This window comes from Flavobacterium johnsoniae UW101 (assembly GCF_000016645.1).
Taxonomy (GTDB): Bacteria; Bacteroidota; Bacteroidia; order Flavobacteriales; family Flavobacteriaceae; genus Flavobacterium; species Flavobacterium johnsoniae.
This window is the reverse complement of the sequence record NC_009441.1, coordinates 3,313,542-3,340,502: the sequence shown is the minus strand read 5'-3', so window position 1 is coordinate 3,340,502 and position 26,961 is coordinate 3,313,542. Positions and strand designations below refer to the sequence as shown.

Here is a 26,961-nt window from a genome sequence, read left to right as displayed (position 1 = left end):
ATTTAAGCTGAATTTCTACTTGCATTTGTATTTCCAAAAAGAGATCTCGTTACAATTTTCTCGTACACTTTAATAAGCTCTTCGTTTGGAGAACTCTCTTTGTTTAATTCATTTATTTTTGATAATGCATATTGTTGTATCGTTAACAATGGCAGTACAATACGTTCTCTTATTTGAATTGAAGCTATACCATCAGGATAATTTTCCATTAAGGTTTTATGACCCGCAATTTTCAATAAAAGACGTTTTGTTTCAGAGAATTCATCATGGATAATCTGCCAGAATTCACCAAACTCAGGATCTTTTCTCATGTAAGCTGTTAATGGTAAAAATGATTTAGCCAATGACATCATACTGTTTTCAAGCAGGGTTTTAAAGAACAATGAATTGTGGTACAAATCACTTACTTTGTGCCACTGGCCAGATTTTTCAAAATGTTTTAAAGCTGTTCCTACTCCAAAAAATCCTGGTACATTTTGTTTTAACTGACTCCAAGAACCCACAAACGGAATTGCTCTTAAATCAGCAAAATCTAATGATTCAGATTTACTTCTTTTTGATGGACGGCTTCCAATGTTTGTTTTAGAATAATATTTCAACGTACTCATTTTTTCCAAATAAGGAATAAATTTTGGGTGATTCTTAAAGCTCAAATACTTCTCATATCCTAAATCAGCTAATTGTGTCAGGATTTGAGTTTCTTCTGCAGATAATTCATTCTTTTCTTTACCAAATACCTGATTCGTAACACCGGCACTTAATAAGTTTTCGATATTAAAACGGCAAGAATCTAAAGTTCCAAAATTAGAACTAATAGTTTGTCCCTGAACCGTTATCTGGATTTCTTTATTTTCAATTTTTGGCCCTAATGAAGCGTAGAATTTATGTGTTTTTCCACCGCCTCGTGCAGGAGGTCCGCCGCGTCCGTCAAAGAAAATAGCTTTGATTCCGTATTTTCTTGAAATTTCAGTCAACGAAATTTTTGCCTGATAAATACTCCAGTTAGCCATTAAATAACCGCCGTCTTTTGTCCCGTCAGAGAAACCAAGCATAATTGTCTGCTCATTTCCTCTTGATTTTAAATGCTTAGAATATTCCGGATTAGTATACAGCTGCTCCATAATTTGGTGCGCATTCTGTAGATCATCAACAGATTCAAAAAGCGGAATAATATCAACCGTTGGGTTTTTCCAATTGTTTAAACGGATCATTGCAAAAGTCTCCATTACATTCAGAGCACTTTCGTTGTTGCTGATAATGTAACGATTAGCGCCTTCTTCACCATTGTTTGCCTGAATCGTTTTGATAGCCTGAACAGATTCTAAAGTCGATCTTGTAATTTCGTTTTCAAAATCGGCAGGATTTAAATTCCCTTGTACTTTTGATAAAACATCGATTTTTTGATCTTCTGTTAAATCATAATAATTCTTAGGGAAAATATCTGAACCAGAATTCAAATAATAATTCACAACATCTTTAAATACGGCATTGTGAATTTTGCTGTTCTGACGAATATCTAAAGTAGCAAAATGGAATCCGAATAGATTAATTTTTACTAAAAGTGCTTCTAATTCATCTAGATATAATGATTGATGTTTTTCAATAATTATAGTACGAATAGTATTCAACTGCGTTAATAATTCATCTAAAGTGATGAAAATTTCACCTTTAGAATAAAAAACAGAACGGTAAAGCTTATGTTCAAGATCAGATACCAAAGTATCTACACCTGAGAAAGTTAGCTTTCTTTTTAAGTTTCTCATTTCAACATAGTAGCACTTTAAAATTGAAGTTCTTAAACGATCTGCAACTTTAAGAGTAATTTCTGTTGTAACAAAAGGATTTCCGTCGCGGTCACCTCCAGGCCAGAATCCAAGTTTTATCAATTGGTTCTTGATTGGGTTTCCATCGTGAAGATTTTTTTGAAGATAATGTACAATTTCTCCAGCCGTAGCATAGAATACATTTTCAAGGTACCAAATTAAACTTACCGCTTCGTCGTAAGGATTTGGCTTTTCATGCTGAATAAAAGGTGTTTTTCCCAGCTGCGCAAGCAATTGTTTAATTTGCAATAAATCGTTCTGACGAATTGCTTCTGTCAAATCATTTATAATTCCAAGTACCGGTCCAGGATAAAATTGTGTTGGGTGTGCTGTTAAAACTGTACGGACATTAAAGCTTTCTAAGAAATCTACCAGTTCATCGTCTTTTTCTTTAGCGTCTGATTTTTCTTTAATATCTCGCAAAGAGCCGCGTCCTTCCATATTATTAACTTCAGGAAAAGCTGCATCTTCAATAGCATCAAATAATACAATCTGACGCTCAATATATTGAATAAATCGAAACATAAGATCGATTTTCTCAGTTTCTGAAGCATTGTTTAGGAACTTATTCGAAAAGAAATCAAAAATTTCTTTTGGTGTTTCCTGTTTTTTAAATCCCGTTTCGCAGGTTTCTGTAAATAAAGGAAGTAAAACTCCAGTGTTATCTATAGAATCAAATGGTAATGTTATGAAAACACTATTGTAAATGTGATATTTAGAAAGAACGTCTTTGTTAAAACGTTCTATTTTTGGCAACGTGTACATAATTGTGTTATAGTTGGTTGGTTAATTAGTCATAAAAAAACCCCAAGAAAAACTTGAGGTATATTTTATAATATAGCATTCAAGAGGAATTTTTACATATTTTTAAAAATAGTATGCATCAAACGCTTCTTATCGTTAATACTTTCCTCTAATGAAATCATAGTTTCAGTTCTGTAAACACCATCGATATCATCAATCATGAAAATAACTTCTTTTGCGTGTTTAGTATCTTTTGCTCTGATTTTACAAAAGATATTGAATTTTCCTGTCGTTACAGAAGCTACTGTTACGAACGGAATTTGATTGATACGCTCTAGTACAAATTTAGTTTGTGATGTATTGTTAAGGAAAACCCCAACATAAGCAATAAATGAATAACCTAATTTATCGTAATCTAAGGCTAATGAAGACCCCATGATGATACCGGCATCCTCCATCTTTTTTACTCTAACGTGTACTGTACCAGCAGAAATCAATAGTTTTTTTGCAATGTCAGTAAACGGTACTCTCGTGTTGTCTATTAACATATCTAAAATCTGGTGATCTACTTCATCTAAACGAAATTTACTCATAATTCTTTAATTAATATTACTAATTGCTATTACAAAGTATAAAAATATATATAAAAAATAACAAATTCACATAAAAATTAACTTTTTATCAACCCGTTAACAAATTTAATGTTTTTATTTAAATAAAAATCTGCTTTTTGGTTCATTTTCGGAATATTAGAATAATCATCAGAATAAACAGCTCCTCTTCCATCGTATTCGTAATGACCAAAATAATTTTCCAATTCGCCTGCCTCGACTATGTAAGCATTAAAATGAATCTTATTTTCAATCAATTCTTCTTTGTATTGTGCGACAAAATTCGTAATAATTTCGATACCATCATAATTTATTTTGATATTTTTATACATAAAATCATAAAAAACCACTTTATTTTGTGAAATATTCAAATAATCGGAATTTCTATTGACAACTAAATCGTTTTCGCTTATAAGCTTAAAGCTCGAAATTAGTGAGAAAAATATGTATTTTCTGGTGATTTCCCTATCGTAGTCGTTAGGATAATGGCCTGCTTCAAATAATATAGTAGGAACACCTAAAAACTGAAAAGTGTCTCCTATACAGTTTATATTGAACGAATCGTCAAATCTGCCCACTTGTCCGGGAATATATTTCTGCAATTCATCGTTAATTCCGGCAATTAAATTGATAGCTTTTTGGCGGTTTTCATTTATTTCTCTTTCCTCATTATAAGATGGAGCCAAAAAAGAAACCGTTGCAGGTTTTCCTGTGTCACCTGCACCAAAAATAGTACGCTGATCGTGAAGGTTAAAGCAAAAATCAGGCTTAAAAGCTTCGAAAACCTCTCTTAGAACATTACTTTCCGGCTGTGTAAGGTTTTGAGAATCGCGGTTTAAGTCAATTTTATTTGCGTTCTCGCGAGTGTAAAGTCTGGCGCCGTCAGGATTTAAGATAGGAATGGCATAAAATGTAAATGTATTAAGCATTTTTGCTGCAAAATCAGATTTGCTGTTTAATACATTAATAAAGTCAAAAAGTGCTTTGGTTGTAGTGCTTTCGTTACCGTGCATTTGAGACCATAAATATATACGTGTTTTTCCTGTCCCAAATTGGTAACTATATATAGGTTCTCCTAAAACAGATTTGCCAATAACTTTTACTTCATTATTAGTATTTAATTTATCTAATAAAGGTTTGATATGATCTAAAGTTAGATAACGTCCTTCAATTGATTGTTCTTTGTATTGGTTAAATAATTCTTCTAAATTCATTGTGTTTTGATTAGTTTACAAAAGTAAACATCTTTATTTTTACAATTGTAAACATTGAAAAATTAGTTGAATTTAGAAATGTAAACAGGTTTTAACATTGAATTCAAGTATTTCTTTAAAAAGCGGTTAACAATTGTTATTACTTCAAGTATTAAAAATTAAAATACTGAATTTCAGTTGTTTAAACACAATTACATAAAGTAATTATTAGCTTATCCCTGTATAATTTAGAGTATTAACAACTGTAAAATTGCATTATCTAATCTTTTTAATTACATTTGTAAACAGGTTAAATTTTAAATATAATTTACAATGGTAAACATCGATGATTTTGTAAAAAGACTGGAAATAATACTCGATTATTACGGACTAAACGCTTCTTCTTTTGCAGATAAAATTGGTGTACAGCGATCTAGTATGTCTCACCTATTGTCTGGAAGAAACAAACCAAGTCTTGATTTTGTCATGAAAATTCTGGATGTTTTTCCAGAAGTAGATTTATATTGGATGCTTTTAGGAAAAGGAAATTTCCCTAAATCTGAAAATGAAACTTTAAAATTTGAACCTAAATCGGATATAAAAAGTGAAGACTCCCCTGCTTCATCAAATGAAAACCATTCTGAGATTGATTTGTTTTCTCAGTTACATTATGAAGAAGAAAAAACTCCAGTTAAAAATTATGCAGAACCCAAAAGGTCAAATATAAGTTTTGAAGAAGACGAAATTGAGAAAATTGTATTTTTCTACAAAAACGGAACTTTTAAGGCTTATGTACCATAAGTCTAAAATTTCGCGTATTTGAAAATTTTTAAAATTATTTTTCATTTAAGCGATTCTCACGAATCAGAAAAAATATCCAAAATTTAGATCTGAATTCCGTTTCCTGGAATTTTTCCTAAAACACCTTTATAATGCTGTTTTAAAATTTCCCAATCAGCTTCATAATTTCCTGTTGGGTAAAATGGCTTTCCAAGATTAACTTCTTTTTTGCCCCAGTCAAAAGCTACAGGAACAATTGGCACATTCGCTTTAAGCGCGATATAATAAAAACCTGTTTTAATTTCGGTTACTCCTTTTCTGGTTCCTTCCGGAGCAACTGCCAAACGAAAAACTTCTTTACGATCAAAAATAGCAGCGATAGAATCTACTTTATTTAATCCGCCCGTGCGGTCAATTGGTTCACCGCCAACATTTCTAAAATAATATCCAAACGGAAATTTGAATAATTCTTTCTTTCCAACCCAATTCATCTGCAGACCGGAAATCCCTCTGGTTAATAAACCAATATAAAAATCATGGTTACTTGTATGAGGCATCACCATTAATATACATTTTTTCACTTCGGCATTTTCTATTCCTACTATCTTCCAGCCCATTAGCTTATAAAAGATGAATTTGTATAGTCTTTTCTTCATTAAAATTGATATTTCTTGCAAAATAAAAGATTTAAAATGGTATTTTTGAGTAAAAGCATTACAAAATGATTCAAAAACTATTCAGTTATCTTTATCCAATTAAAATCTTCAAAAAAAAATCGGCCAGAAGCAAAGTTATCGAAGTTACCTGGGCAAATGGAGAGCTGGTTTTAGATTCTGAAAACACTAATTACTCTTACGGAAGTCTGCAGCGTATATTAAGGTACGGACTTCGAAATATTGGTTACAATAAAGTTCTCGAAATGGATCATATATTGGTTCTGGGAGTTGCCGGTGGCAGCGTAATCAAAACGCTGGTTGATGAAATCGAATATAAAGGAAAAATTACGGGTGTTGAAATTGATGCCGAGATGATTCAGATTGCCAATCAGTATTTTAACTTAAATGAAATACAACAGCTCGAAATTGTAATTGATGATGCTTTTGAATTTGTTTTAAAAACAAAAGATAAATATGATTTAATAATTATTGATATTTTTGAAGATACCAATATGCCGAACTTTTTGTTTGAAAAGTTTTTCAGCGAAAGAATTTGTTTTCTTTTAAAAGATCGGGGCTTTGTTTTATTTAATACTATGATTTTAGACGAAGCTCATAATGTTCGAAACAGAAAGTATATATCTGAAATAAATCCAGAATTGTTTACTTCAAAAATGCTGCCCCGCATAGAAGTGCATAATGAACTAATAATAATCGAAAAGCTGCCTTAAATATTATCTTTATGAAACCTCTTGAATCTATATTAAAAGCCTTACCACCTACTAAAATTATTGATGCCTCTATTGATTTTTCAAAATATCTTCCTTTAGATTTATCTATAACGAATACAGAATTAGTCGAAAGTAAACCTGAAACATCTGATGATTTTGAGCGGTTTATTTTTGGATATTTAGCAGATAATAATGCAGAGGTTGCTTATGGCGGTTACATTGAAGGACGTAACTTATATAAAAGGAGCACAATTTTTAAAAACGATTCTATTGCCGAAAGAAATATTCATATCGGCCTTGATTTATGGGCAAAAGCCGGAACTGCTGTTTTAGCACCGCTTGATGGAAAAGTACACAGTTTTCAAAATAATGAAGGTCTTGGAGACTATGGTCCTACTATAATATTAGAACATAAAGCTGAAAATGAAAAATTTTATACTTTATATGGACATTTATCGTTAGAAAGTATAGAAAACCTTACCGTTGGGACAATTTTTAAAAAAGGCAGTCAAATTGCCACATTAGGAAATTCAACTGTTAACGGAGATTATGCACCCCATGTTCACTTTCAGATTATAAAAAACATGGAAGACAAATGGGGCGATTATCCCGGAGTCTGCAATACAAACGATTTGAATTTTTATATAGAAAATTGCCCCGACCCTAACTTATTATTAAAAATAACTTAAATGATTATGAAGAAAGCGGGATTGATTATATGTTTGCTGTTATTATTAATTGGATGTAAATCTAAAACTGTAAGCAGAGATACTGAAGATTTAAAAATTAAAAAAGTTTCTAATGCCGAAATTAGTTCTGAACAGCAGAGAAAAGCTTATGAACTAGGAAAAAGAGTTTTAGAAACCTGTAACACATCAAAGTTTAAACCTTTTAATGAAACTGAAGTTACTCAGTCTGTTAGAGAAAATACGACAGAAGAACGATTGACTAAAACCTGTACAAGATTTAGACAATATTATGGAAGTTTTATTGATTTGAAATTAGACGGAGTTTATAAAACTAAAAACGAAGTTATTTACCGTTATCATGCTTTATACAGTAAAAAAGTAGCTAACAAAGAACTTCGTGTTTTTGTAAACGAAGAAAATTTAGTATCTGCCATAAAATCAATGGACTGGGATGAAAAATTTGATGCCAAAATAGCCGAACAATAAAGTACAACTATATGAAATTAAAAATGCCACTGCTTTTATTACTGTTTATTGCAGCTTTTGTAAATGTTAATGCGCAGCAAACCATAAGCGTAAAAGGTTCTCAGCCATTTCCGGCAACACAGGATTATACATTTATCTGCTAAAAATATGCTTTTACAGGCGAAACCAATATTCAGATTGCAAAAACAGATAAAGGCGGCATTTTAAAGATTACCGTTGCAACATCAAATGATAAAGCCAGAATTGCCGGCGGACTTTATGTAGATTTGGCTAATGCCGATGTTATTGCCTGTGTAGACAAAAACGTAAAAGAATCATCTGATGGAAAAACAACATCATATTATTACTTTACGCCTGCCGAATTTGCTAAACTGAAAAAAAATGATATTTATGCTGTTCGGTTTATTATAAACGGCGGTTCAAATACTTTTGGAAACGAAACCGGATATTTTACTGCGCATAACAAAAAGAATTATTTTTCAACGGCTTACGATACATCTAAGAAGAGTTACGACACGGCTAAAGAAATTAGTGTTTTGTAAACAAAACATTTTATAAAATAAAGCTTATATTTATATTCTAATTTCAAATTTATGACTCCCAACGAAGCTTTAATCACAAAGTTCTATACCGCTTTTTCCAATTCTGATTTTAAAACAATGGCTGAATGTTATCATCCAAAAGTTCATTTTATTGATCCGGCATTTGGTTTATTAAAAGGAGAACAAGTTTCTAAAATGTGGGAAATGCTTTTATCCAGAAGTAAAGGAAACATTAAAATTGAATTTTTTGATGTTAAAGCTGATGAGTTTACAGGATCTGCAAAATGGGTGGCTACTTATAATTTTAGTAAAACCAACCGAACTGTAGTAAACAGAATTTCTGCCGAATTTACTTTTCAAGACGGATTAATTATCAAACATGCAGACAGTTTTGATGTTTGGAAATGGTCAAAACAAGCTTTTGGAACCACCGGATATTTACTGGGCTGGACAGGTTTTTTTCATAAAAAAATCCAGCAGCAGGCATTACTTTCTTTAAAGAAATTTCAGGAATCGAAATAATTTCTGTATTCCAATATACAAATACTAAAAGTATTTTTTAGTCTGCTTTCAATATCTGCCTTCGTGTAGATTATAATTTACTTGGTGCTGAATTAATCGTGTTGTAATAATAAAAAACATGAAAGAAATAATACACAAAAAGTTAAATCAATTGCAGGCAACGGCAATCTGTGGAAACGATATTAGTTCATCCTGTCTTTACGTATCGGCGTTAACGATTTTGTATGCAGGACAATATGCCTGGATTTCTCTTTTAATTGTAGCAGTCGTTTTATTTTTATTCAGAAAAATTTATGGTGAAGTTGTTGGGGCAATTCCTTTAAATGGAGGAGCTTACAATGTCCTATTAAATACATCTACAAAACGTTTAGCATCTCTGGCTGCCACATTAACCGTTTTGTCTTATATGGCAACAGCTGTAATTTCGGCTTCAGAAGGAATGCATTACCTGCACGGAATTTTTGAAGGATTAAATGTTACCATTGCCACAGTAGTTGTTTTAGTTTTATTTACTTTTCTCGCAATCCTCGGAATTGGTGAATCTGCTTTTGTGGCTGTTATCATTTTTGTAACCCATATCGCCACTTTGAGTTTGCTCGTTCTCGCTTCGATTTGGTTTATTTTAAATCACGGATTAAACGTTTTTCATATTAATTGGGAAACGCCTATTGCATTTGGCAGTATGAAAACTGCTCTTTTTTTGGGTTTTTCTGCAGCAATGCTCGGAATTTCCGGTTTTGAAAGTTCTGCCAACTTTGTAGAAGAACAGCAGCAGGGCGTTTTTCCAAAAACACTGCGCAATATGTGGGCGCTTGTCAGTTTTTTTAATCCCGTAATTGCAATTTTGTTAATAAGCGTAATTCCCCTGGCGCAAGTTGGAGAAAACAAAGAATCACTTTTAGCACATTTAGGAGAAACAACAGGCGGATCATGGCTGGCGTGGCTTATTTCTATAGATGCCGTTTTAGTTTTATGCGGTGCCGTTTTAACTTCATTTGTGGGTGTCTCAGGATTATTAAACCGAATGACTCTTGACAGAATCTTGCCTAACTTTTTTTTAAAACAAAACAAAAGAGGTTCACATTATAGAATCGTAATCAGCTTTTTGATTCTTTGTATATCAGTGCTTTTTGCTACAAACGGTCATTTAGAATCTTTGGCCGGGGTTTATACTTTTTCATTTTTAGCCGTAATGGCTTTATTCGGAATCGGGAATCTGCTTCTTAAATTTAAAAGACGAAAATTACCAAGACCAGAGCGCGCGCACGGATTGGCTGTATTTGCTGCCGTTTCTTTTATCATTGCCGCTTTTATCGGAAATATGAAATTAAACATTAATGCTTTTTACACCTTTTTGCAATACATGGTTCCGGCTCTGATTTTCATCGGAATAATGCTCAATCGTGTTATGCTTATAAAAGTGCTTATCGAAATTTTAGAATATTTCTATCAGCCGCTTCGCAAAATGGTAATTCTCAGCAATCGTTACCTTCAAAATTTAAGTGCCGAAATTAATTCTCAGGAATTTGTTTTTTTTACCAAAGGTGATAATATTGCCATTTTAAACAAAGTTCTTCAATATGTAGAAGGCAACGAAACGACCAAAAAGCTAAAAATTGTTTATGTAAAAAATGATGGTCTTATAAACGAAGCTCTGGTAAAAGATTTAGAAGTTCTGGATCGAGCTTACGACAATATAGATATTGAATACCTTGAAATTGAAGGTGTTTTTGGTCCCGAAATTATAGACGAATTATCTCAGAAATGGAAAATTCCTAAAAACTTTATGTTTATAGGTTCTCCGGGAAACAAATTTTCGTATCGTGTTTCAGATCTTGGCGGCGTACGTTTGATTATGTAATTTTTTTAAGCAGAAAACATCTTTCTCATAAAATAACAAACCCGACAGGTTTTAAAAATCTGTCGGGTTTACTATATATAGGCAATGATAAAGTTAAGATTTAAACCAGCTTTCTACCAATTCATCTTCAAATGAAACTGCATTTTTATGAACAAACTCATTTGTATTTTTATTGTAAGAATAGTCTAAAGCCCAGGTTTTATGATTTTTAGCTAAATCTTTAATACTCTCACAGACAAAAGCAATTTCTTCATCAGTTGTCGTTGGATGAATTGACATTCTAATCCATCCCGGTTTTTTGATCAAATCACCAATTGTAATTTCGTTAACCAGTTTATTAGAAGTCTCCTGATCTACGTGCAATAAATAATGACCATAAGTTCCTGCACAGCTGCATCCGCCGCGAGTCTGGATTCCAAATCGGTCGTTTAATAATTTCACGCCTAAGTTAAAATGCAGATCCTCAATAAAAAATGAAATTACGCCTAAACGTTTTTTATGCTGTCCTGCTAAAATTTTAATATTCTCAACAGGTTCCAGTTCTTTGAAAACAAAATCTACAATTTCATGCTCACGCTCCAGAATGTTTTCGATTCCCATTTCTTCTTTCAGCTCAATTGCCAAAGCGGTTTTAATAACCTGAAGAAATCCCGGAGTTCCGCCATCTTCGCGATCCTCAATATTGTCAATATATTTATGTTCGCCCCATGGATTTGTCCAGCTTACCGTTCCTCCTCCCGGACAATCAGGAATCATATTGTTGTATAATTTTTTGTTGAATATCAAAACTCCCGAAGTTCCAGGACCACCGAGAAATTTATGAGGTGAAAAGAAAATCGCGTCCAAATAAGATTCCGGATCTTTTGGATGCATATCGATTTCAACATAAGGACCAGAGCAGGCAAAATCTACAAAACAAACTCCATTGTATTGATGCATTAATTTTGCAGCATCATGAAAAGGAGTTTTTATTCCCGTAACATTCGAACAGGAAGTTATAGAAGCAATTTTTATAGTTCTGTCGCTGTACTTTTGCAGCAGTAACTCTAAATTATCTAAACAAAACAAACCTTTTTCGCAAGATGGAATAATTTCAACATCTGCAATAGTCTCTAACCAAGAGGTTTGATTAGAGTGATGCTCCATGTGCGAAATAAAAACAATAGGTTTTTTTTCTGCTGGAACAGTCGTAAAATTTTTAAGGTTTTCAGGGATTTTCAAACCCAGAATACGTTGGAATTTATTGATAACTCCAGTCATTCCGGTTCCATCTGTAATCAAAACATCATCTTCGTTTGCATTAGTATGACGTTTAATAATATGTCTCGCATGATGGTAAGCCTTTGTCATGGCAGTACCTGACACGGTAGTTTCAGTATGTGTATTGGCAACAAATGGTCCAAATTGGTTCAAAAGTTTCTCCTCAATTGGTCTGTAAAGCCTTCCGCTGGCAGTCCAATCGGTATAAATAATGTTTTTTTTGCCAAAAGGTGACATAAATTCCTGATCTATGCCAACGATATGATGTCTAAATTCCTGAAAATAAGTTTCTAGACTGATGGTACTATTTTTGGTATTCATTTGTTGTGCCTGTGTTTGACTGCAAATATATTGCTTTTTTATAATATTGAGAATTTATCAATTATAAACTTTAAATATTGAATAAACTTTTGGTATCTTTAGTTAAAAGGATGTTTTTTAGATAAATTATCACAATATTCTATCGGATTAATAGGGCATGTAAACTTAAACATTACATTTATGGGAAATTTATCAACAGCCACTTTTGGTGGTGGATGTTTTTGGTGTGTAGAAGCTGTAATTCAGCGTTTAAAAGGAGTTGAAATAATAAAATCTGGTTATTCAGACGGCTTTATAAAAAATCCGGCGTATCGTGAGGTATGCACAGGAAGAACGGGACATGCAGAAGTTATTCAGGTTACGTTTGACTCTGACATAATTTCATATCATGATTTGCTTACTGTTTTTATGACAAGCCACGACCCTACAACTTTAAATCGTCAGGGAGGCGACAGCGGAACGCAATACCGCTCTATCATTTTATATCATGATGAAGCACAAAAAGAAATTGCTGAAAAAGTATTTGAAGAAGTACAGCCAGTTTATGCTGATCAAATTGTAACGCAGTTAAAACCGTTTGAAGTGTTTTATGAAGCCGAAGATTATCATCAAAACTATTACAATAACAATCAGGAAGCTGGTTACTGCCAGTTTGTAATCGATCCAAAGGTTCAAAAACTAAAAAAAATGTACGCTGATAAATTGATCAGCTAAAAAGAATAGACCACAGATTACACAGATTAAACGGATTTCTTTTTTTTATGCAAATAAAAGACAGATTATAGATTTAAATAGATCCGTTTGATCAGTTTTTAACCTGTCTGATCTGTGGGCTGAACAAAAACTCAAATGAAAAATTTAAAAATAAATAATCGATTTACTGCCGAATTACCTGCAGATCCTGACTTAACGAATGAAACTCGTCAGGTGAAGAATACGGCGTTTTCGTATGTAAATCCAACAAAACCTTCAAATCCAAAACTAATTCACGCTTCTGAAGAAACAGCGGCATTAGTTGGTATTTCAAAAGAAGAAATCCATTCTGAAGAATTTTTGAATGTTTTTTCAGGAAAAGAAATTCTTCCTGAAACGCAGCCTTATGCAATGTGTTATGCCGGACATCAGTTTGGTAATTGGGCAGGACAGTTAGGAGACGGCCGCGCAATCAATTTAACTGAAGTTGAAAATAACAATACATTTTATACGCTTCAATTAAAAGGCGCAGGAAAGACTCCCTATTCCAGAACTGCTGACGGTTTAGCTGTCTTGCGTTCTTCGATACGAGAATATTTATGCGCCGAAGCGATGTATCATTTAGGTGTTCCCACAACCCGATCACTTTCATTAATACTTTCCGGAGATCAGGTTTTGCGTGATATTTTATATAATGGTAATCCTGCCTATGAAAAAGGTGCTGTTGTTTGCCGCGTTGCTCCTTCGTTTATTCGCTTTGGAAGTTTTGAAATGCTGGCTGCCCGAAATGAGCTTAAAAATTTAAAACAGTTTGTAGAATATACCATCAAACATTATTTCCCTGAAATTACAGGCGAACCCAAAGAGCAGTATTTACAATTCTTTAAAAAAGTGGCTGATACGACACGCGAAATGATTTTGCATTGGCAGCGAGTTGGTTTCGTTCATGGTGTTATGAATACTGATAATATGTCGGTTCACGGAATTACAATTGATTACGGACCTTATGGCTGGCTTGAAAATTACGATCCAAACTGGACTCCAAATACGACAGACAGCCAGAACAAGAGATATCGTTTTGGAAATCAGCCGCAAGTTGCACATTGGAATTTATACCAATTGGCAAATGCTATTTATCCTTTAATTAATGAAACCGAAGGATTAGAAAAAATCTTAGAATCATTTATGGATGATTTTATTTTAGATTATAAAGAAATGTTTCTAAACAAATTAGGGCTCTTTACTTCAACAGAAACTGATAATGATTTAATCGATAATCTGGAAGCTGTTTTACAATTAACAGAAACTGATATGACTATCTTTTTTAGAAATTTAAGTTCTGTCAAAAAAACAGATTCAGTTGAAAAAGCTATTGAAAAAATTCAATTTGCTTTTTATAAAATTGAAGAAGTTTCAGGAGAAATTTTAGATGCCTGGAAGAAATGGTTCTCTGTATATCTTGATAGATTAAATGCAGAAGTATTATCAGATGAAGTACGTTTACAAAAAATGAACTTAATTAATCCGAAATATGTACTTCGAAATTATATGGCGCAATTAGCTATTGATGCTGCTGATAAAGAAGATTATTCGTTGGTAAATGAACTTTATACTTTACTGCAAAAACCGTATGACGAACAGCCGGAATACCAAAAATGGTTTGCCAAACGACCAGACTGGGCAACATCTAAAGTTGGCTGTTCAATGCTTTCTTGCAGTTCCTAAGTTTTATTAGCACAAATTACACTATTTTTTTACTAATTATAAAAGGTTGTCATACCGAGCGAAGTCGAGATGCTTGTTTGTTCTCGTCTTCGCTCGAACTGACATTGTATAAAAAATACATACTATAATTCGCAGCTATTATTTTGTAGTTATGTAATCCATAATCATATTTGCGTGGATTCTTGAATTTTCAATGAACCATTTATGCGTCTGCATACCGCCGCACACAACACCTGCGAGAAATAATCCTTCTACATTTGTTTCCATCGTTTCAGGATTATAAGCTGGAATTTTCAATTCATCGTTAGAAAGCTGAATTCCAATATTTTCAAGAAAATTTAAATCTGGTTTGTATCCTGTTAAAGCTAAAACAAAATCATTTTCAATAGTAACTTTTCCGTTTGGAGTTTCAATTTCAACTTCATTATCACGGATTTCAGTAATATTTGATTCAAAATACGCTTTAATGCTTCCTTCCGCAATTCGGTTTTCAACATCGGGTTTAACCCAATATTTTACTCTGCTGTTGATTTCGTTTTTACGAATTACCATTGTTACATTTGCACCTTTTCTCCAGCATTCCAAAGCCGCATCTACAGACGAATTATTGGCGCCAACAACCAAAACATTTCTAAAAGCATATTCATGTGCTTCTTTATAATAATGGCGGACTTTTGGTAATTCCTCCCCTTTTACATTCATTAAAATTGGAATATCATAAAATCCTGTAGCAATGATTACATTTTTAGACTGATACAAACTTTTATCTGTCGAAACCACAAAAAGAGCATTTTCGACTTTTTTTATCTCGGTTACTTTTTCAAATAAATTAATATTGAAATTAAAATAACGATGAATATTTCGGTAATATTCTAAAGCTTCCTGACGTCCTGGTTTTGGCGCTAAGCAATTAAACGGAATATCACCAATTTCAAGTCTTTCGGCAGTTGAAAAAAAAGTCATGTACAACGGATAGTTGAAAATACTATTTACAATGGCTCCTTTTTCTATAATTAAATATCGTAAGTTTTTCTTTTGAGCTTCAATTGCGCAGGCCAGCCCAATTGGTCCGCCTCCCACAATAATTAAATCATATTGATCTGTCATAAATTATTCTTTTCTCCAGTTTTTAAATGGATTTTTACTCAAATAAGCATTGTAATATCTTTCATCATTTGTAACTTCTTCGCCCAGCCAGTCAGGTTTTTCGAAATTTTCTGTTTCAGACTGCAGTTCAATTTCTGCCATAATTAAACCTTCATTTTCTCCATAAAATTCATCTACTTCGTAAATATGATTTCCCGATTTAATTTCATAACGCGTTTTTTCAATTTTGCCTTTTTCGCATAATTTTAATAACTCAGCAGCTTCATCCAGCGGAATTTGATTTTCCCATTCAAAACGCGACATACCGCCTTGATGTCCAATTCCTTTTATCGTTAAATAAGCTTTTTCGCCTTTAATTCTAACACGAACGGTTCTTTCCGGAACTGAACTCAAGTAACCTTGTGCAATATTATTTTTTGCAAATGCCTGTTCTTTAAAATCATCGGATTTTACAAGAAACTTTCTTTCTATTTCGAGCATTTTTATTCTAAATTTATTTTACTGCAAGTTACTCAATTTAATTCAGTCAGAATATTGGGTTTAATAAAATCTAAATTTTTTAATTGGTTTCAATTTAAACTTTTACAAGTGTAAAATGCAACCAATTTGCTTGATTATTAACATGTTGCATGTTTTAATTTTCGTTAAATTTGGTTGAATCTTAATTTATTTACCTATGTCTAAAAAAGCACTTTACCTATTAGGCATTGCTCTCACCATAATTTTAGGTACTTTTTTGTACATAAAGTTTTGCTGCAATTGCGCTGTGACCGAACCGAAGGCTGGTCCCGAAAAAACACCTCCAACGGTAATTAAGAACGAAAATTTTGTCCCTTTTGTACTGAATGGCTCCGGATTTGAATATCAAACAAATGATAATTTTAAATTCTTAAAAAATAATTCTGCCCTGATTCAGCCAATAAGTGACTCAATTTCAATTGGAATTGAAAATCTTAAAACTTTTTTAGTTTCAAATCCTAAACAAAAAGTAACAATTACAGGTTACGCAACATCTGATGAAACGAATACTACCAAATTTGAAAATCTTGGTCTGGCAAGGGCAAATGATGTTAAGAATTACTTTGTTTCCAAAGGGTTAGCATCTTCTCAATTAGATACTGAAGGAAAAATCATAAACAGCTGGGAAACAAATGCTGATACATTAATTGGACCTGTTGAATACAAATTTGAGACTGCCGATACAACTTCTGCGGTTACTGATGAATGGTCAGCTTTAAAAGATAAAATTAATGCAGATCCGCTTACGCTTCATTTCAATACTAATAAATCCAGTTTTAATTTAACTAATGATGAAAAACAGAAAGTATCTGACATTTCTAAATATTTAGAAAATGTAAAAAATGCTTCTGTTTTAATTGTCGGACACAGCGATAATGTGGGAAATAGAGAATTAAATATTGTTCTCGCACAAAAACGAGCTGATTTTACTAAAAACTATTTAATTAAAAACGGTATTGAAGCTTCGAGAATCGAAACTGAATCAAAAGGTCCTGACGAACCAGCGGGTGATAATACAACTGCCGAAGGAAAAGCAAGTAATCGAAGAACCGTAATTACAATCAAATAATTAAAAATATACTATTATGAATTTACCATGTATCTTAATACCAATTATAGTGGGTTTAATCTGTGGGATTTTAGGTTACCTGCTTGGAAAATTGAATTCTAAAGGAGATGACTCTCTTGCAGCATCTTTACAAGCAGATTTAGATGCCTGTAAAGCAAACACAAAGAATTTAAACGCAAAAATTTCTTCTTTAGAAGCAGATTTAGCCGCTGCACATGCTAAAGCTTCTGCTTCAATACCTAAATCATTTGTAGCTGATCTTCCAACAGCTGTTTTTGACAGTTCTTTGGCTGCCGGCATTTTAGGTAAAAAAATTAAACAAGATGATTTAAAAATTGTGGAAGGAATTGGGCCAAAAATAGAAGCTTTATTGAATGAATCAGGAATTAAAACCTGGTATGACCTATCACAGTCTTCAACAGAAAAACTACAGTCAATTTTAAATGCAGGAGGTGAAAATTACGCTATTCATAATCCCAGCACATGGGCAAGACAAGCTTTGTTAGCTTTTGAAGGAAAATGGCAGGAATTAAAAGATTGGCAGGAAAGCCTTCTTGGAGGGAAAGAGTAAAAAAAAAGGTTCAGAGGTGCAGAGTGGCAAAGGTTCAATTGTTGTACATTTGTTACTCTGCACCTTTGTTACTCTGCACCTTTGTTACTCTGCACCTTTTTTAAAATTTCCGAATCCCATTTTTGAGATTCGCTGTACCATAACTGGCCTTTTGAGACTTCAAGCGGACAATCAAAATTATTGGTATAAAGTGCTCCGGTTCCAAGTCCTTGAGGTATTTTAGAATTTAGAGTATGAGTCCATTGTGCAATGGCATTTAAACCTATATTGCTCTCTAATGCAGAAGTTATCCACCAGCCAATATTGTATTTTTCTGCCAATGTAATCCATTCCAGCGTTCCTCTAAAACCACCAATAAAACTTGGTTTTAAAATAATATACTGTGGCATGATTTCCTGCAATAATTTTTCTTTGTCTTTGAATGAAAATATACCGATTAATTCTTCATCCAAAGCTATTGGAAAAGGAGTAATTTTACATAAATCAGCCATTGCCTGGATGTTTCCTTTTTTAATTGGCTGTTCTATACTATGCAGCTGAAATTTATATAATTGGTTTAATTTATCTAAAGCTTCATTTAAAGCAAAAGCACCATTTGCATCTACACGAATTTCGATTTCTTCGGCAGAAAAATGACTGCGGATAAAAGCTAATAATTCTAGTTCTTTTTGAAAATCAATTGCCCCGATTTTAAGTTTAATACAGTTAAAACCTGCGGCTAATTTTTCTTCAATTTGTTCTTTCATAAAAGCCGGCTCCCCCATCCAGACCAAGCCATTTATTACAATTGATTTTGAATTGTTTGTAAAATCAGAAGGAAAAAGTAAAAATGGATTTTCACTTTTAAGAGATAAAAAAGCCATTTCGACTCCAAATTGAATCGATGGAAATTCCATTAAAGATTCCCAAAGTGCTTTTTCACCTAAATGAATATTTTCGCAGGTCCACTTTAGTTTTTCTTCATAATCGTCACGGTCATCAGCACTTAAACTGCGGAGAATACCACACTCGCCTATTCCTTTTTTACCATTTTCTTCGAGAATAATAAACCAGGTTTCTTTTTCGGTCATAATGCCTCGAGACGTGCCAGACGGACGTTTAAACTCCAGCATATATTTGTAGTAAGTCGCTTTCATTTTTTTTAGATGCTGAGATACTAAGTTTCTTAGCTGCTTAGTTGTATAGTTTTAAAACTTTTTCGAAGTCTTTTGAAGGTAAACCCGCTTTTTCAAAAATAGTAAAATCAGATTTTGTTTTGTCTTTCCAGCTCATGCTGTCAGTAACGTTTTGATTTTGATATTTTTTATAGATTGCTTTGGCATCGCTGTAATTATGACTCACCAAATAAACGTGTGCCAAATTCAATTTTATAAGTAATTCTGTTTCGTCTAACTTTTCACCTTCTTGCAGAAATTTTAATGCTTTTGCATATTGTTTGGTTAGAATATAGCAGTAACCAATTGAATTGTAATCTAATGCTGTAGCTTTTCCATCGTTGATAATAGTACCCAATTTTGGAATTGCTTCATTGTATTTTTGCTGTTTTATTAAACCTGAAACCTGATTTCTTAAATCGTTATACACGTTTTTAGAAATGTCGGCATCTTTATAACATACATTTCCAAAGTCCTTATAGACTTTTGTTTTTTCAACGGCAAGTAGTTTTTGAAATTCAGAATAACGATATTGTTTCATGATTTTCTCTAAAATACAAACACAAAAATCATCAGAATTGGCCATTTTCTGTGCCATTGTAGAGGTTTTGCAAAGACTGATAATTTCATTTTTGTTATCCTGATTCCAGCCTCTGTTTAATTTTACATCAACCCACGGCACAACTTCTAAAACTACTTTTTGGCTTAAAAACCAGTTTTTGCTTTCAAAACCAAACCAAATTGCTTTTGTATTTTCTTTTAAACAAGAATTTTTATCTAATGAAATACGTTTTGCGTCTTTGCTTACTGGTTCTTTTTGCGAAAAACAGGCATTATCAACTTTACCGTCAGTTATATATTTTTTAGTGTTTTCGCTGGAAGTAAAAAGCGAATAAGTGCATTGATCGTCTCCGGAAATATTAGACATTAAAAAAACAGCTCCTGCAGAGCCTTGTCCAATTCCGTATGGATCGGGAATTGATTTTAGAAGAGAAACCAGACTATTGGCCATTTGCTGGTTTTTATCCAGAAGTGTAATTCTGTAAACAATTTCAGTTGTTCCTACTGGCAGATCTTCTGTTTTTACAACAATACGATCTCCGGCAGAAACTAAAATTTCTTTTGTTGTGGCACGCTCTTTATCCCAATAACCATCTTTTTGAGCAAAAGAATTGTACGCCGAAGCGATTAATAGGATTAAAAATATTCTTTTGAAATTCATAACCTGAATGATAGCTATTTATTTTTATTCTCATTCTGCCATTCATAAGCAATGACAAAATGAGAATATCTTTCTTATAAAGCGATATGTATACTATTATAATTCTATAGATTCACCAATTGCTAAAAGCATCAAATCTTTTCCTTTGTCAAAGAATTTTTTAATTGATTCTTCGTGATTGATTTCGATATAGCCAAAAGTATCAAAGTGATATCCTAAGATTTTATCGCACTCTATAAAGTCTGATGCGATAATAGCATCTTCTACATCCATTGTAAAATTATTTCCAATTGGAAGAATAGCTAAATCTAATTTTGTTCTAAGCGGAATCAATTTCATGTCATACGTAAGCGCTGTATCGCCTGCGATGTAAATGTTTTTATGTTCGCCTTCGATAACAAATCCTCCAGGATTTCCTCCGTATGTTCCGTCAGGGAAAGAACTTGAGTGAATTGCATTAACGTATTTTACTTTTCCAAAATCGAATTTCCAGCTTCCGCCATGATTCATTGGATGTGAATTAAAGCCTTTTTTAGCATAATAGCTTGTAATTTCAGCATTTGAAACAATAACTGCATTTGTATTTTTTGCAATTGTTTCAACATCTAAAACATGATCGCCATGTGCGTGAGTCAATAAAATATAATCAGCTTTTAATGTATTTATATCGATAGCTGCCGCTTGTGGATTTCCTGTAATAAAAGGATCGACAATAATGTGTTTTCCTCCAACTTCAATCGCTAAAGAGGCGTGTCCGTAGAATGTTATTTTCATTTTTTTTAATTTTAAATTGAACTTGATTTTTATCTTCCGCCTAAGAAAAGATTAACAAAAATATCTGCTATTAATGAAATCATGCAGACAGTTAATAGTATAGAAAGCAAAAATGTACTTAGCGCCAGTTTTTTTAATTCAGGATCTAAAAGCTTTGGATTTTGGTTTTTATAAACTGTAATTAAATGTTTAGTTAAAGGAATATAAGCAACTAAAAACAAATACTGATCGAAACGATAATCGCTCAAAATGGCAAAAATTACCATTAAAAGCATTGCTGTAACAATTAAAAAATAATGGTATTTTTTTGCTTTTGCACCGCCCATTTGCACTACAATTGTGTTTTTACCTGATTTTCGGTCAGATTCTTCGTCGCGCATATTGTTTAGGTTTAAAACACCTACGCTTAATAAACCTATTGAAACTGCCGGAAGAATTAACAAAGGATCAACTTCTTTGGCGTATAAAAAATTAACCCCTAAAGTACTAACCAGACCAAAGAAAATAAAAACAAATAAGTCTCCAAATCCTTTATATCCGTAAGCTGAGTTTCCAACAGTGTAACGAATAGCTGAGATAATAGCAGCAATTCCCAGTAAAAGAAAAAATATCGAATAGCCGAAATTGTCTTTTCCAAAGGCAAAATAAATCAAAATAACTGCTGATAATAAAGTCAATACAGAAGTTAGTATTATGGCTTTTTTCATAGCCTGCGGTGTAATAATACCACTTTGAATAGCGCGCTGCGGCCCTACTCGGTCAGCATTATCTGTGCCTTTTACACCATCGCCGTAGTCGTTGGCAAAATTGGATAAAACCTGTAAACCAAGTGTTGTTAAAAGTGCGAAACCAAAAATTTTCCAGCTGAAAACTTCAGTTGGTGTATTGATTGTTTCTGTTGGATTTGAAAGTGCATAAATACTTCCAACTATAATTCCGGAAACTGATAATGGCAATGTGCGCAGTCTTGCGGCTTCAATCCAGTGTTTCATGTTTTAATTTTAGATTTTTGAATTTAGAGTTTAGATTTTTGGATTCTTTTAATTTTAAAAATCTAAAATCTGTAATCTAAATGATAATATTGTTTTTTAATCTAAAGTTTAGATGTCAGTTTTAAATTCAAAAAATCTAGAAGCTGCAATCTAAAATTCAAACTATTTATGGTAACCATTTATTTTCTCCAAAGTTTGGTTTTCTTTTTTCTAAAAAGGCATTTCTTCCTTCTTTTGCTTCTTCAGTCATATAAGCCAAACGAGTCGCTTCGCCGGCAAAAACCTGCTGTCCTACCATTCCGTCGTCAGTTAAATTCATGGCGAATTTCAGCATTTTTATAGAAGTTGGTGACTTTTGTAGAATTTCCTGTGCCCATTCATAAGCAGTTGCTTCTAATTCATCATGCGGAATTACAGCATTAACCATTCCCATTTCAAAAGCTTCCTGAGCAGAATAATTACGTCCTAAAAAGAAGATTTCACGTGCTTTTTTCTGTCCCACCATTTTAGCAAGATAAGCCGATCCGTAGCCGCCATCAAAACTTGTAACATCAGCATCTGTCTGTTTAAAAATAGCGTGTTCTTTACTTGCCAAAGTCATATCGCAAACTACATGTAAACTATGTCCGCCGCCAACTGCCCAGCCCGGAACAACAGCAATAACCACTTTTGGCATAAAGCGTATTAATCGCTGTACTTCTAAAATATTTAAACGATGCTGTCCGTCATCGCCAACATATCCCTGATGACCACGTGCGTTTTGGTCACCTCCGCTGCAAAATGAGTAAACACCATCTTTTGTCGATGGACCTTCTGCAGACAATAAAACTACTCCAATTGAAGTATCTTCTTGAGCATCGTAAAAAGCCTGGTATAATTCTGAAGTTGTTTTGGGTCTGAAAGCATTTCTAACATTTGGTCTGTTAAAAGCAATTCTGGCAACTCCGTTACATTTTTTATAGGTTATATCTTCAAATTCTCTGGCAGTAATCCAATCCATTTCTATTTGTTTTTATTTTAAAAAATTATAGTGTAAAAATAAAGCATTTTTTACATTTTAACCTATTGATTTTCGTTTTAGTCAGCATTAATAACGGTTTCAATGTTAAGAATTGGTGCAGTCATTTAAAAAATAACACTTTTTAACATTAGTTTAGAAAAATAATGAGTAATTTTACACCCTAGAAATCAACGAGATACGAGTTGTTTTGTTGATATAAGATTGATTTTCTTTCACTGATTTATTAACCTAAAAAATGATTTTTTTGAGAAAATTTAAAAAATTTGTCGCTCATTTTTTTACGGTTTTAATTAGTAAACCTGTTAATAATGAGCAAATGATTTATTCGTTTGTTGAAACTTCAAAAAGGAGAAAGTAGCACCTAAGGTTAAACGCTAGAATTGTTTTGTAATTAGTATAAAAATTGATTACGAAAAGAGGAAAAAATGCTAACTAAAACTTTCTAAAAGTTATTTTATTAAACCAAATGGATTAGCCGTGAAATTAAATTTTTGCTTTTGATATAAACGTTTTGATCGTTTAAAGACATACCATTTCAGAGTAATTTCTAAAATTCGTAAAGCTGTTACTTATGAGATGAATTCGAATTTATTTTATTTCTGTTTTTTTTTAATTACAATTTTTTTTAAAACTAGAATAAAAAGGGAAAGGCTGCTTGTAATGAGCAGCCTTTCTTGTTATTATATATTAATTGAACTTTATTCTTTTACAAGATAAATTCCATCTTCCTTAATTTCAATGAGTTTTTCTTTATATAAAGCTCCTATAGCCTTTTTAAAAGTCTTTTTACTCATTTTTAATACCGTTTTAATGTCTTCTGGATGAGAATCATCATTTAGGCGTAAGAATCCTCTGTTTGCTCTTAATTCATCTAATATTTTTTCTGCATTTGGTTCAATACTTTGATATCCCTGAACTTGAAGTGCAACGTCTATTTTATTGTCAGGACGAATGTTTTTAATATAACCGCGCATTCTGTCACCGGTTCTTATCGAATCATCATAAACTTCATCTTTGTATAAAAGTCCTTTGTGTTTTTCGTTAATGATTACATTTATCCCAAGCTCAGTAATATGCGATACAATTAAGTCAACTTCTTCGCCTTTTTCTACTGTTAAATGGTCGTTATTTAAAAACTGATTGGTTTTACTTGAAGCAACTAAACGGTTTGTTTTTTCGTCTAAATATAAATATACCAGGTAACGTTTTCCTTTTTCCATAGGACGTGCCTGCTCTTTAAACGGAACCAGAATATCTTTTTCCATTCCCCAATCCATAAAAGCACCAACCTGATTGATATAATTTACTCTCAAAAGCGCAAATTCATTCAGAAAAATGTAAGGTTCAAGTGTTGTGGCAACCGGACGCTGCTCATGATCCAGATAAACAAAAACGACAAGTTCTTCGCCTATTTCAAATTCATTTGGAACGTATTTATTTGGAAGTAAAACATCGTAATTTCCTTCTGGATCTATTTCAGGTTTTCCTAAAAACAAACCAACTTTGGTATCACGTAATATAGTAAGTGTGTTGTATTTTCCTATTTCAAGCATTATAATAAGGTTCTAAGCTGTTAACAGCTGAATTTCTAAAGTGCAAATGTACGAAGTTTGAAAATGGCAAATAGAAAATGTTCCAGATTAAATCTTATAAAAAAGAAAAAAGCGTCAAAAATGACGCTTTAATTTTTATTTGTAAACACTTTCTTTTTTAAAATGTATTGTCAATAAATAGTAAATAACTACTCTGTATTTATGTTTATTTGCTGTACCATATTTTTGTAAAGCCAAATGAATAGCTTCATCTAAAGCCGGAGTGTCTGCCAGACCTAATTTCTTAATAAGAAAATTATTTTTAACGGTATGCAACTCAGAATCTTGAGTTCCTGCTACTGTTGATGCATCAGCATTATAAATAGACGGCCCGCATCCAATTGTTACTTTTGTCAGCAAATCCATATTAGGAGTAACTCCGCATTTATCTTTTAGGTCTGCCGCATACTTTTTAATTAACTCTTCTCTTTTGCTCATATATAAATTTAATTATTGGTTATATAAAACCAAATCTAAATAATATTAGAAGCAGAAACAAATTTTTAACAATATTTAACTTACAAATAATTATGTAAGCTCTTTAAAGTATTGTTTTAGAATAACATCATTTTCAAAAGTTGGGGTAAAGACTTCTAAAATTCCGGGTGCTTCATTAGAATTGTATAGTAATTCTAAATTTTCATTTAAAGAAGATAAATCATCTGCTTTAAAATAACTGCATTGGTACATTTTAGCCAAATGCTCTGCTGTTAAATGATGCGAAGTTTCAAAATAAGTATTAAAAACAGGTTTTTCCTGATGCCCAGGCAAAATTCTAAAGATTCCCCCTCCTCCATTATTAATCAATATAATTTTGAAATTCTTAGGTATATAAGAGTTCCATAAAGCATTGCTGTCGTACAAAAAGCTGATATCTCCGGTAATAAATACATTTGGTTTACCACTTCCAACAGCTGCACCAACAGCAGTCGAAGTACTTCCGTCTATACCGCTTGTTCCTCTGTTACAGAAAACCTCTATTGAAGGATCAATTTCAATTAATTGTGCATATCGAATGGCTGAACTGTTACTGATTTGCAGCTGACTGTTTTTTGGAAGTGATTCAATTACTTTTTCAAATACTTTAAAATCAGAGAAACCAATTTTAGACAAATATTGCTTCTTTTTGATTTTTCTTAAATCGTAAATTTTATCAATTTTTGAAAAATATTTACTGGTAACAAATTCTGTTTTTGGAAGCAGATTTTTGAAAAAATCATTGGGTTCCATTACAAAATGTTTACTTAAAGCATTGAATGTATCATAAGCACGTAATGTATCTATATGCCAGTGATGTACAGGTTTATATTTTCGCAGAAAAGCTTTAATTCGTTTTGATACTATCATACCTCCAAAAGTAATTAAGACTTCCGGCTCCAATTCTTTAAAATCTGAATCATCAAAAGGTGTAATTAAGCTGTCGATGCTGTTAATAAAACTTGGGTGATGCAGATTTGATGTTGTTTCTGTAAGTACCACAATAGACGGATCTTTGGCAAAGTTTTCTAAAACGGCATCATCGATCGAATTGGCTTCGTTTATTCCTCCAATAAGGATTAATTTTCTTTTGGATGAGTTCCAGATTGAAACAATTTCATCTTCGTTTTCGATGATTTTTGTTTCGAGGAATTCTTCCAGATTGGTAATTTTAGGCTCAACCGAAAGTTCTGAAACTGTTTGGTATAAAGGTTCTTCAAAAGGTGCATTAATATGAACCGGACCTTTTTGAAGAATAGCGGTTTCTATAGCTTTATTAATTTTTAAATCATTTTCTACAGAAGCATCTTCGGTTAAATTGGCATTAAAAACAGAATGATTTAAAAAGACATTTTCCTGACGAATGGTTTGTCCGTCTCCAATATCAATTTTACTCTGCGGGCGGTCTGCTGAAATTACAATTAAAGGTATCTGACTGTAAAAAGCTTCGGCCACAGCCGGATAATAGTTTAGCAATGCAGATCCGGATGTACAAACTACTGCAGCTGGCTTTTGGGTTTGCTGTGCAATTCCTAAAGCAAAAAATGCAGCGCATCGTTCATCGGCAATACTGTAACATTTAAAATTTGGATTTTGTGCGAAACCAATAGTCAAAGGTGCGTTTCGCGAACCTGGAGAAATTATTATATTGTAAATTCCTTTTGCTGAACAAATTTCGATAATGCTTTGTGCAAGCGCTATTTTGGGGTAAATCATTCTAAATGGTGTATAATATTTTGAGAAAATTTAGTACTTAAAAATTTCCTTTTGCAATTACAAAGTTACAAACTTCGTGTCTCATTTAACTTATATATTAGGAAGATATT

Annotated in this window: 27 protein-coding genes; 12 read left to right on the top strand and 15 right to left on the bottom strand. The window is 32.6% G+C overall.

The annotated features are described in order from the left end of the window. Positions 1-2: 2 nt before the first annotated feature. The 3 genes from FJOH_RS14560 to FJOH_RS14550 all read right to left on the bottom strand — a co-directional run bounded on the left by FJOH_RS14560 (position 3) and on the right by FJOH_RS14550 (position 4,392). A complete protein-coding gene (locus FJOH_RS14560) occupies positions 3-2,588 on the bottom strand; it encodes a phosphoenolpyruvate carboxylase (RefSeq protein WP_012024866.1) in 2,586 nt (861 codons plus the stop codon). 92 nt (positions 2,589-2,680) lie between these two features. Then, the gene (locus tag FJOH_RS14555; protein ID WP_008468989.1) at positions 2,681-3,160 is read right to left on the bottom strand and encodes an Lrp/AsnC family transcriptional regulator; all 480 of its coding nucleotides are present in this window, start codon (positions 3,158-3,160) and stop codon (positions 2,681-2,683) included. Positions 3,161-3,237: 77 nt separating this feature from the next. Further along, positions 3,238-4,392 (bottom strand): M14 family metallopeptidase, encoded by a 1,155-nt coding sequence (locus FJOH_RS14550; RefSeq protein ID WP_012024865.1) that lies wholly within the window; start codon positions 4,390-4,392, stop codon positions 3,238-3,240. A 312-nt stretch (positions 4,393-4,704) separates the two neighbouring features. Here FJOH_RS14550 and FJOH_RS14545 point away from each other — a divergent pair, with 312 nt between their 5' ends. Then, positions 4,705-5,172, top strand: coding sequence for a helix-turn-helix domain-containing protein (locus FJOH_RS14545; protein WP_012024864.1), 468 nt, complete (start codon positions 4,705-4,707; stop codon positions 5,170-5,172). 83 nt (positions 5,173-5,255) lie between these two features. On the opposite strand, the gene FJOH_RS14540 is transcribed toward FJOH_RS14545, so the two are convergent. Beyond that, positions 5,256-5,807, bottom strand: a complete 552-nt coding sequence (locus FJOH_RS14540) for a 1-acyl-sn-glycerol-3-phosphate acyltransferase (protein ID WP_012024863.1) — start codon at positions 5,805-5,807, stop codon at positions 5,256-5,258. Between the two features lie 65 nt (positions 5,808-5,872). Here FJOH_RS14540 and FJOH_RS14535 point away from each other — a divergent pair, with 65 nt between their 5' ends. The 7 genes from FJOH_RS14535 (at position 5,873) to FJOH_RS14510 (ending at position 10,638) form a co-directional block, all read left to right on the top strand. Continuing rightward, complete coding sequence (locus FJOH_RS14535) at positions 5,873-6,538, top strand: spermidine synthase (protein WP_012024862.1); 666 nt, start codon at positions 5,873-5,875, stop codon at positions 6,536-6,538. 11 nt (positions 6,539-6,549) lie between these two features. After that, a complete protein-coding gene (locus FJOH_RS14530; protein ID WP_012024861.1) occupies positions 6,550-7,227 on the top strand; it encodes a peptidoglycan DD-metalloendopeptidase family protein in 678 nt (225 codons plus the stop codon). Positions 7,228-7,233: 6 nt separating this feature from the next. After that, a complete protein-coding gene (locus FJOH_RS14525) occupies positions 7,234-7,713 on the top strand; it encodes a hypothetical protein (protein WP_044048326.1) in 480 nt (159 codons plus the stop codon). 11 nt (positions 7,714-7,724) lie between these two features. Next, complete coding sequence (locus tag FJOH_RS27360) at positions 7,725-7,856, top strand: hypothetical protein (RefSeq protein WP_262487881.1); 132 nt, start codon at positions 7,725-7,727, stop codon at positions 7,854-7,856. A 123-nt stretch (positions 7,857-7,979) separates the two neighbouring features. Next, a complete protein-coding gene (locus tag FJOH_RS27245) occupies positions 7,980-8,255 on the top strand; it encodes a hypothetical protein (RefSeq protein WP_012024859.1) in 276 nt (91 codons plus the stop codon). Between the two features lie 51 nt (positions 8,256-8,306). Further along, complete coding sequence (locus FJOH_RS14515; protein WP_012024858.1) at positions 8,307-8,777, top strand: nuclear transport factor 2 family protein; 471 nt, start codon at positions 8,307-8,309, stop codon at positions 8,775-8,777. A 118-nt stretch (positions 8,778-8,895) separates the two neighbouring features. After that, positions 8,896-10,638, top strand: coding sequence for an APC family permease (locus FJOH_RS14510; protein WP_012024857.1), 1,743 nt, complete (start codon positions 8,896-8,898; stop codon positions 10,636-10,638). 93 nt (positions 10,639-10,731) lie between these two features. Here FJOH_RS14510 and FJOH_RS14505 read toward each other — a convergent pair whose 3' ends face one another. Beyond that, positions 10,732-12,219 carry an aminotransferase class V-fold PLP-dependent enzyme gene (locus tag FJOH_RS14505; protein ID WP_012024856.1) on the bottom strand — a complete coding sequence of 496 codons (1,488 nt, stop codon included), beginning with the start codon at positions 12,217-12,219 and terminating at the stop codon, positions 10,732-10,734. Positions 12,220-12,399: 180 nt separating this feature from the next. Here FJOH_RS14505 and msrA point away from each other — a divergent pair, with 180 nt between their 5' ends. Together msrA and FJOH_RS14495 are read left to right on the top strand one after the other, a co-directional pair. Further along, positions 12,400-12,933 carry a peptide-methionine (S)-S-oxide reductase MsrA gene (gene msrA / locus FJOH_RS14500; protein ID WP_012024855.1) on the top strand — a complete coding sequence of 178 codons (534 nt, stop codon included), beginning with the start codon at positions 12,400-12,402 and terminating at the stop codon, positions 12,931-12,933. Between the two features lie 135 nt (positions 12,934-13,068). After that, complete coding sequence (locus tag FJOH_RS14495) at positions 13,069-14,637, top strand: protein adenylyltransferase SelO (RefSeq protein WP_012024854.1); 1,569 nt, start codon at positions 13,069-13,071, stop codon at positions 14,635-14,637. Between the two features lie 138 nt (positions 14,638-14,775). Here the strand turns inward: FJOH_RS14495 and FJOH_RS14490 are convergent, their stop codons facing one another. Both FJOH_RS14490 and FJOH_RS14485 read right to left on the bottom strand, forming a co-directional pair. Next, on the bottom strand, positions 14,776-15,744 hold the full coding sequence (locus FJOH_RS14490) for a YpdA family putative bacillithiol disulfide reductase (protein WP_012024853.1): 969 nt from the start codon (positions 15,742-15,744) through the stop codon (positions 14,776-14,778). A 3-nt stretch (positions 15,745-15,747) separates the two neighbouring features. Continuing rightward, entirely contained in the window at positions 15,748-16,224 is a 477-nt protein-coding gene (locus FJOH_RS14485) for a CYTH domain-containing protein (RefSeq protein ID WP_012024852.1), read from the bottom strand. A gap of 196 nt (positions 16,225-16,420) precedes the next feature. Between FJOH_RS14485 and FJOH_RS14480 the strand changes: the two genes are divergently transcribed. Continuing rightward, positions 16,421-17,332, top strand: a complete 912-nt coding sequence (locus FJOH_RS14480; protein WP_012024851.1) for an OmpA family protein — start codon at positions 16,421-16,423, stop codon at positions 17,330-17,332. 16 nt (positions 17,333-17,348) lie between these two features. Next, positions 17,349-17,903, top strand: coding sequence for a hypothetical protein (locus FJOH_RS14475; protein WP_012024850.1), 555 nt, complete (start codon positions 17,349-17,351; stop codon positions 17,901-17,903). Positions 17,904-17,971: 68 nt separating this feature from the next. Here FJOH_RS14475 and FJOH_RS14470 read toward each other — a convergent pair whose 3' ends face one another. The 8 genes from FJOH_RS14470 to menD form a co-directional block, all read right to left on the bottom strand. Beyond that, complete coding sequence (locus FJOH_RS14470) at positions 17,972-19,039, bottom strand: o-succinylbenzoate synthase (RefSeq protein ID WP_012024849.1); 1,068 nt, start codon at positions 19,037-19,039, stop codon at positions 17,972-17,974. 37 nt (positions 19,040-19,076) lie between these two features. Further along, positions 19,077-20,279: a tetratricopeptide repeat protein gene (locus tag FJOH_RS14465; protein WP_012024848.1), complete on the bottom strand. Its 1,203-nt coding sequence runs from the start codon at positions 20,277-20,279 to the stop codon at positions 19,077-19,079. Positions 20,280-20,375: 96 nt separating this feature from the next. Beyond that, a complete protein-coding gene (locus FJOH_RS14460; RefSeq protein ID WP_012024847.1) occupies positions 20,376-21,053 on the bottom strand; it encodes a metal-dependent hydrolase in 678 nt (225 codons plus the stop codon). Between the two features lie 29 nt (positions 21,054-21,082). Next, positions 21,083-22,045, bottom strand: a complete 963-nt coding sequence (gene menA, locus FJOH_RS14455) for a 1,4-dihydroxy-2-naphthoate octaprenyltransferase (RefSeq protein ID WP_012024846.1) — start codon at positions 22,043-22,045, stop codon at positions 21,083-21,085. A 166-nt stretch (positions 22,046-22,211) separates the two neighbouring features. Next, positions 22,212-23,045 (bottom strand): 1,4-dihydroxy-2-naphthoyl-CoA synthase, encoded by an 834-nt coding sequence (locus FJOH_RS14450; RefSeq protein WP_012024845.1) that lies wholly within the window; start codon positions 23,043-23,045, stop codon positions 22,212-22,214. A 719-nt stretch (positions 23,046-23,764) separates the two neighbouring features. Beyond that, entirely contained in the window at positions 23,765-24,619 is an 855-nt protein-coding gene (locus FJOH_RS14445) for a CvfB family protein (RefSeq protein ID WP_012024844.1), read from the bottom strand. Between the two features lie 135 nt (positions 24,620-24,754). Further along, a complete protein-coding gene (locus FJOH_RS14440; protein WP_012024843.1) occupies positions 24,755-25,096 on the bottom strand; it encodes a DUF2853 family protein in 342 nt (113 codons plus the stop codon). A 90-nt stretch (positions 25,097-25,186) separates the two neighbouring features. Further along, positions 25,187-26,851: a 2-succinyl-5-enolpyruvyl-6-hydroxy-3-cyclohexene-1-carboxylic-acid synthase gene (gene menD / locus FJOH_RS14435; RefSeq protein ID WP_012024842.1), complete on the bottom strand. Its 1,665-nt coding sequence runs from the start codon at positions 26,849-26,851 to the stop codon at positions 25,187-25,189. Positions 26,852-26,961 lie beyond the last annotated feature (110 nt).

Excerpts from the sequence above, each read along its gene's own strand:
- FJOH_RS14440 (WP_012024843.1), bottom strand. The coding sequence starts at position 25,096 with ATGAGCAAAAGAGAAGAGTTAATTAAAAAGTATGCGGCAGACCTAAAA.
- menD (WP_012024842.1), bottom strand. The coding sequence starts at position 26,851 with ATGATTTACCCCAAAATAGCGCTTGCACAAAGCATTATCGAAATTTGT.
- FJOH_RS14470 (WP_012024849.1), bottom strand. The coding sequence starts at position 19,039 with ATGAAAGCGACTTACTACAAATATATGCTGGAGTTTAAACGTCCGTCT.
- FJOH_RS14445 (WP_012024844.1), bottom strand. The coding sequence starts at position 24,619 with ATGCTTGAAATAGGAAAATACAACACACTTACTATATTACGTGATACC.
- FJOH_RS14550 (WP_012024865.1), bottom strand. The coding sequence starts at position 4,392 with ATGAATTTAGAAGAATTATTTAACCAATACAAAGAACAATCAATTGAA.
- FJOH_RS27360 (WP_262487881.1), top strand. The coding sequence starts at position 7,725 with ATGAAATTAAAAATGCCACTGCTTTTATTACTGTTTATTGCAGCTTTT.
- FJOH_RS14475 (WP_012024850.1), top strand. The coding sequence starts at position 17,349 with ATGAATTTACCATGTATCTTAATACCAATTATAGTGGGTTTAATCTGT.
- msrA (WP_012024855.1), top strand. The coding sequence starts at position 12,400 with ATGGGAAATTTATCAACAGCCACTTTTGGTGGTGGATGTTTTTGGTGT.
- FJOH_RS14555 (WP_008468989.1), bottom strand. The coding sequence starts at position 3,160 with ATGAGTAAATTTCGTTTAGATGAAGTAGATCACCAGATTTTAGATATG.
- FJOH_RS14480 (WP_012024851.1), top strand. The coding sequence starts at position 16,421 with ATGTCTAAAAAAGCACTTTACCTATTAGGCATTGCTCTCACCATAATT.
- FJOH_RS14450 (WP_012024845.1), bottom strand. The coding sequence starts at position 23,045 with ATGGATTGGATTACTGCCAGAGAATTTGAAGATATAACCTATAAAAAA.
- FJOH_RS14560 (WP_012024866.1), bottom strand. The coding sequence starts at position 2,588 with ATGTACACGTTGCCAAAAATAGAACGTTTTAACAAAGACGTTCTTTCT.
- FJOH_RS14505 (WP_012024856.1), bottom strand. The coding sequence starts at position 12,219 with ATGAATACCAAAAATAGTACCATCAGTCTAGAAACTTATTTTCAGGAA.
- FJOH_RS14545 (WP_012024864.1), top strand. The coding sequence starts at position 4,705 with ATGGTAAACATCGATGATTTTGTAAAAAGACTGGAAATAATACTCGAT.
- menA (WP_012024846.1), bottom strand. The coding sequence starts at position 22,045 with ATGAAACACTGGATTGAAGCCGCAAGACTGCGCACATTGCCATTATCA.
- FJOH_RS14535 (WP_012024862.1), top strand. The coding sequence starts at position 5,873 with ATGATTCAAAAACTATTCAGTTATCTTTATCCAATTAAAATCTTCAAA.
- FJOH_RS14485 (WP_012024852.1), bottom strand. The coding sequence starts at position 16,224 with ATGCTCGAAATAGAAAGAAAGTTTCTTGTAAAATCCGATGATTTTAAA.
- FJOH_RS14495 (WP_012024854.1), top strand. The coding sequence starts at position 13,069 with ATGAAAAATTTAAAAATAAATAATCGATTTACTGCCGAATTACCTGCA.
- FJOH_RS14540 (WP_012024863.1), bottom strand. The coding sequence starts at position 5,807 with ATGAAGAAAAGACTATACAAATTCATCTTTTATAAGCTAATGGGCTGG.
- FJOH_RS14515 (WP_012024858.1), top strand. The coding sequence starts at position 8,307 with ATGACTCCCAACGAAGCTTTAATCACAAAGTTCTATACCGCTTTTTCC.
- FJOH_RS14530 (WP_012024861.1), top strand. The coding sequence starts at position 6,550 with ATGAAACCTCTTGAATCTATATTAAAAGCCTTACCACCTACTAAAATT.
- FJOH_RS14465 (WP_012024848.1), bottom strand. The coding sequence starts at position 20,279 with ATGAATTTCAAAAGAATATTTTTAATCCTATTAATCGCTTCGGCGTAC.
- FJOH_RS14525 (WP_044048326.1), top strand. The coding sequence starts at position 7,234 with ATGAAGAAAGCGGGATTGATTATATGTTTGCTGTTATTATTAATTGGA.
- FJOH_RS14460 (WP_012024847.1), bottom strand. The coding sequence starts at position 21,053 with ATGAAAATAACATTCTACGGACACGCCTCTTTAGCGATTGAAGTTGGA.
- FJOH_RS14510 (WP_012024857.1), top strand. The coding sequence starts at position 8,896 with ATGAAAGAAATAATACACAAAAAGTTAAATCAATTGCAGGCAACGGCA.
- FJOH_RS14490 (WP_012024853.1), bottom strand. The coding sequence starts at position 15,744 with ATGACAGATCAATATGATTTAATTATTGTGGGAGGCGGACCAATTGGG.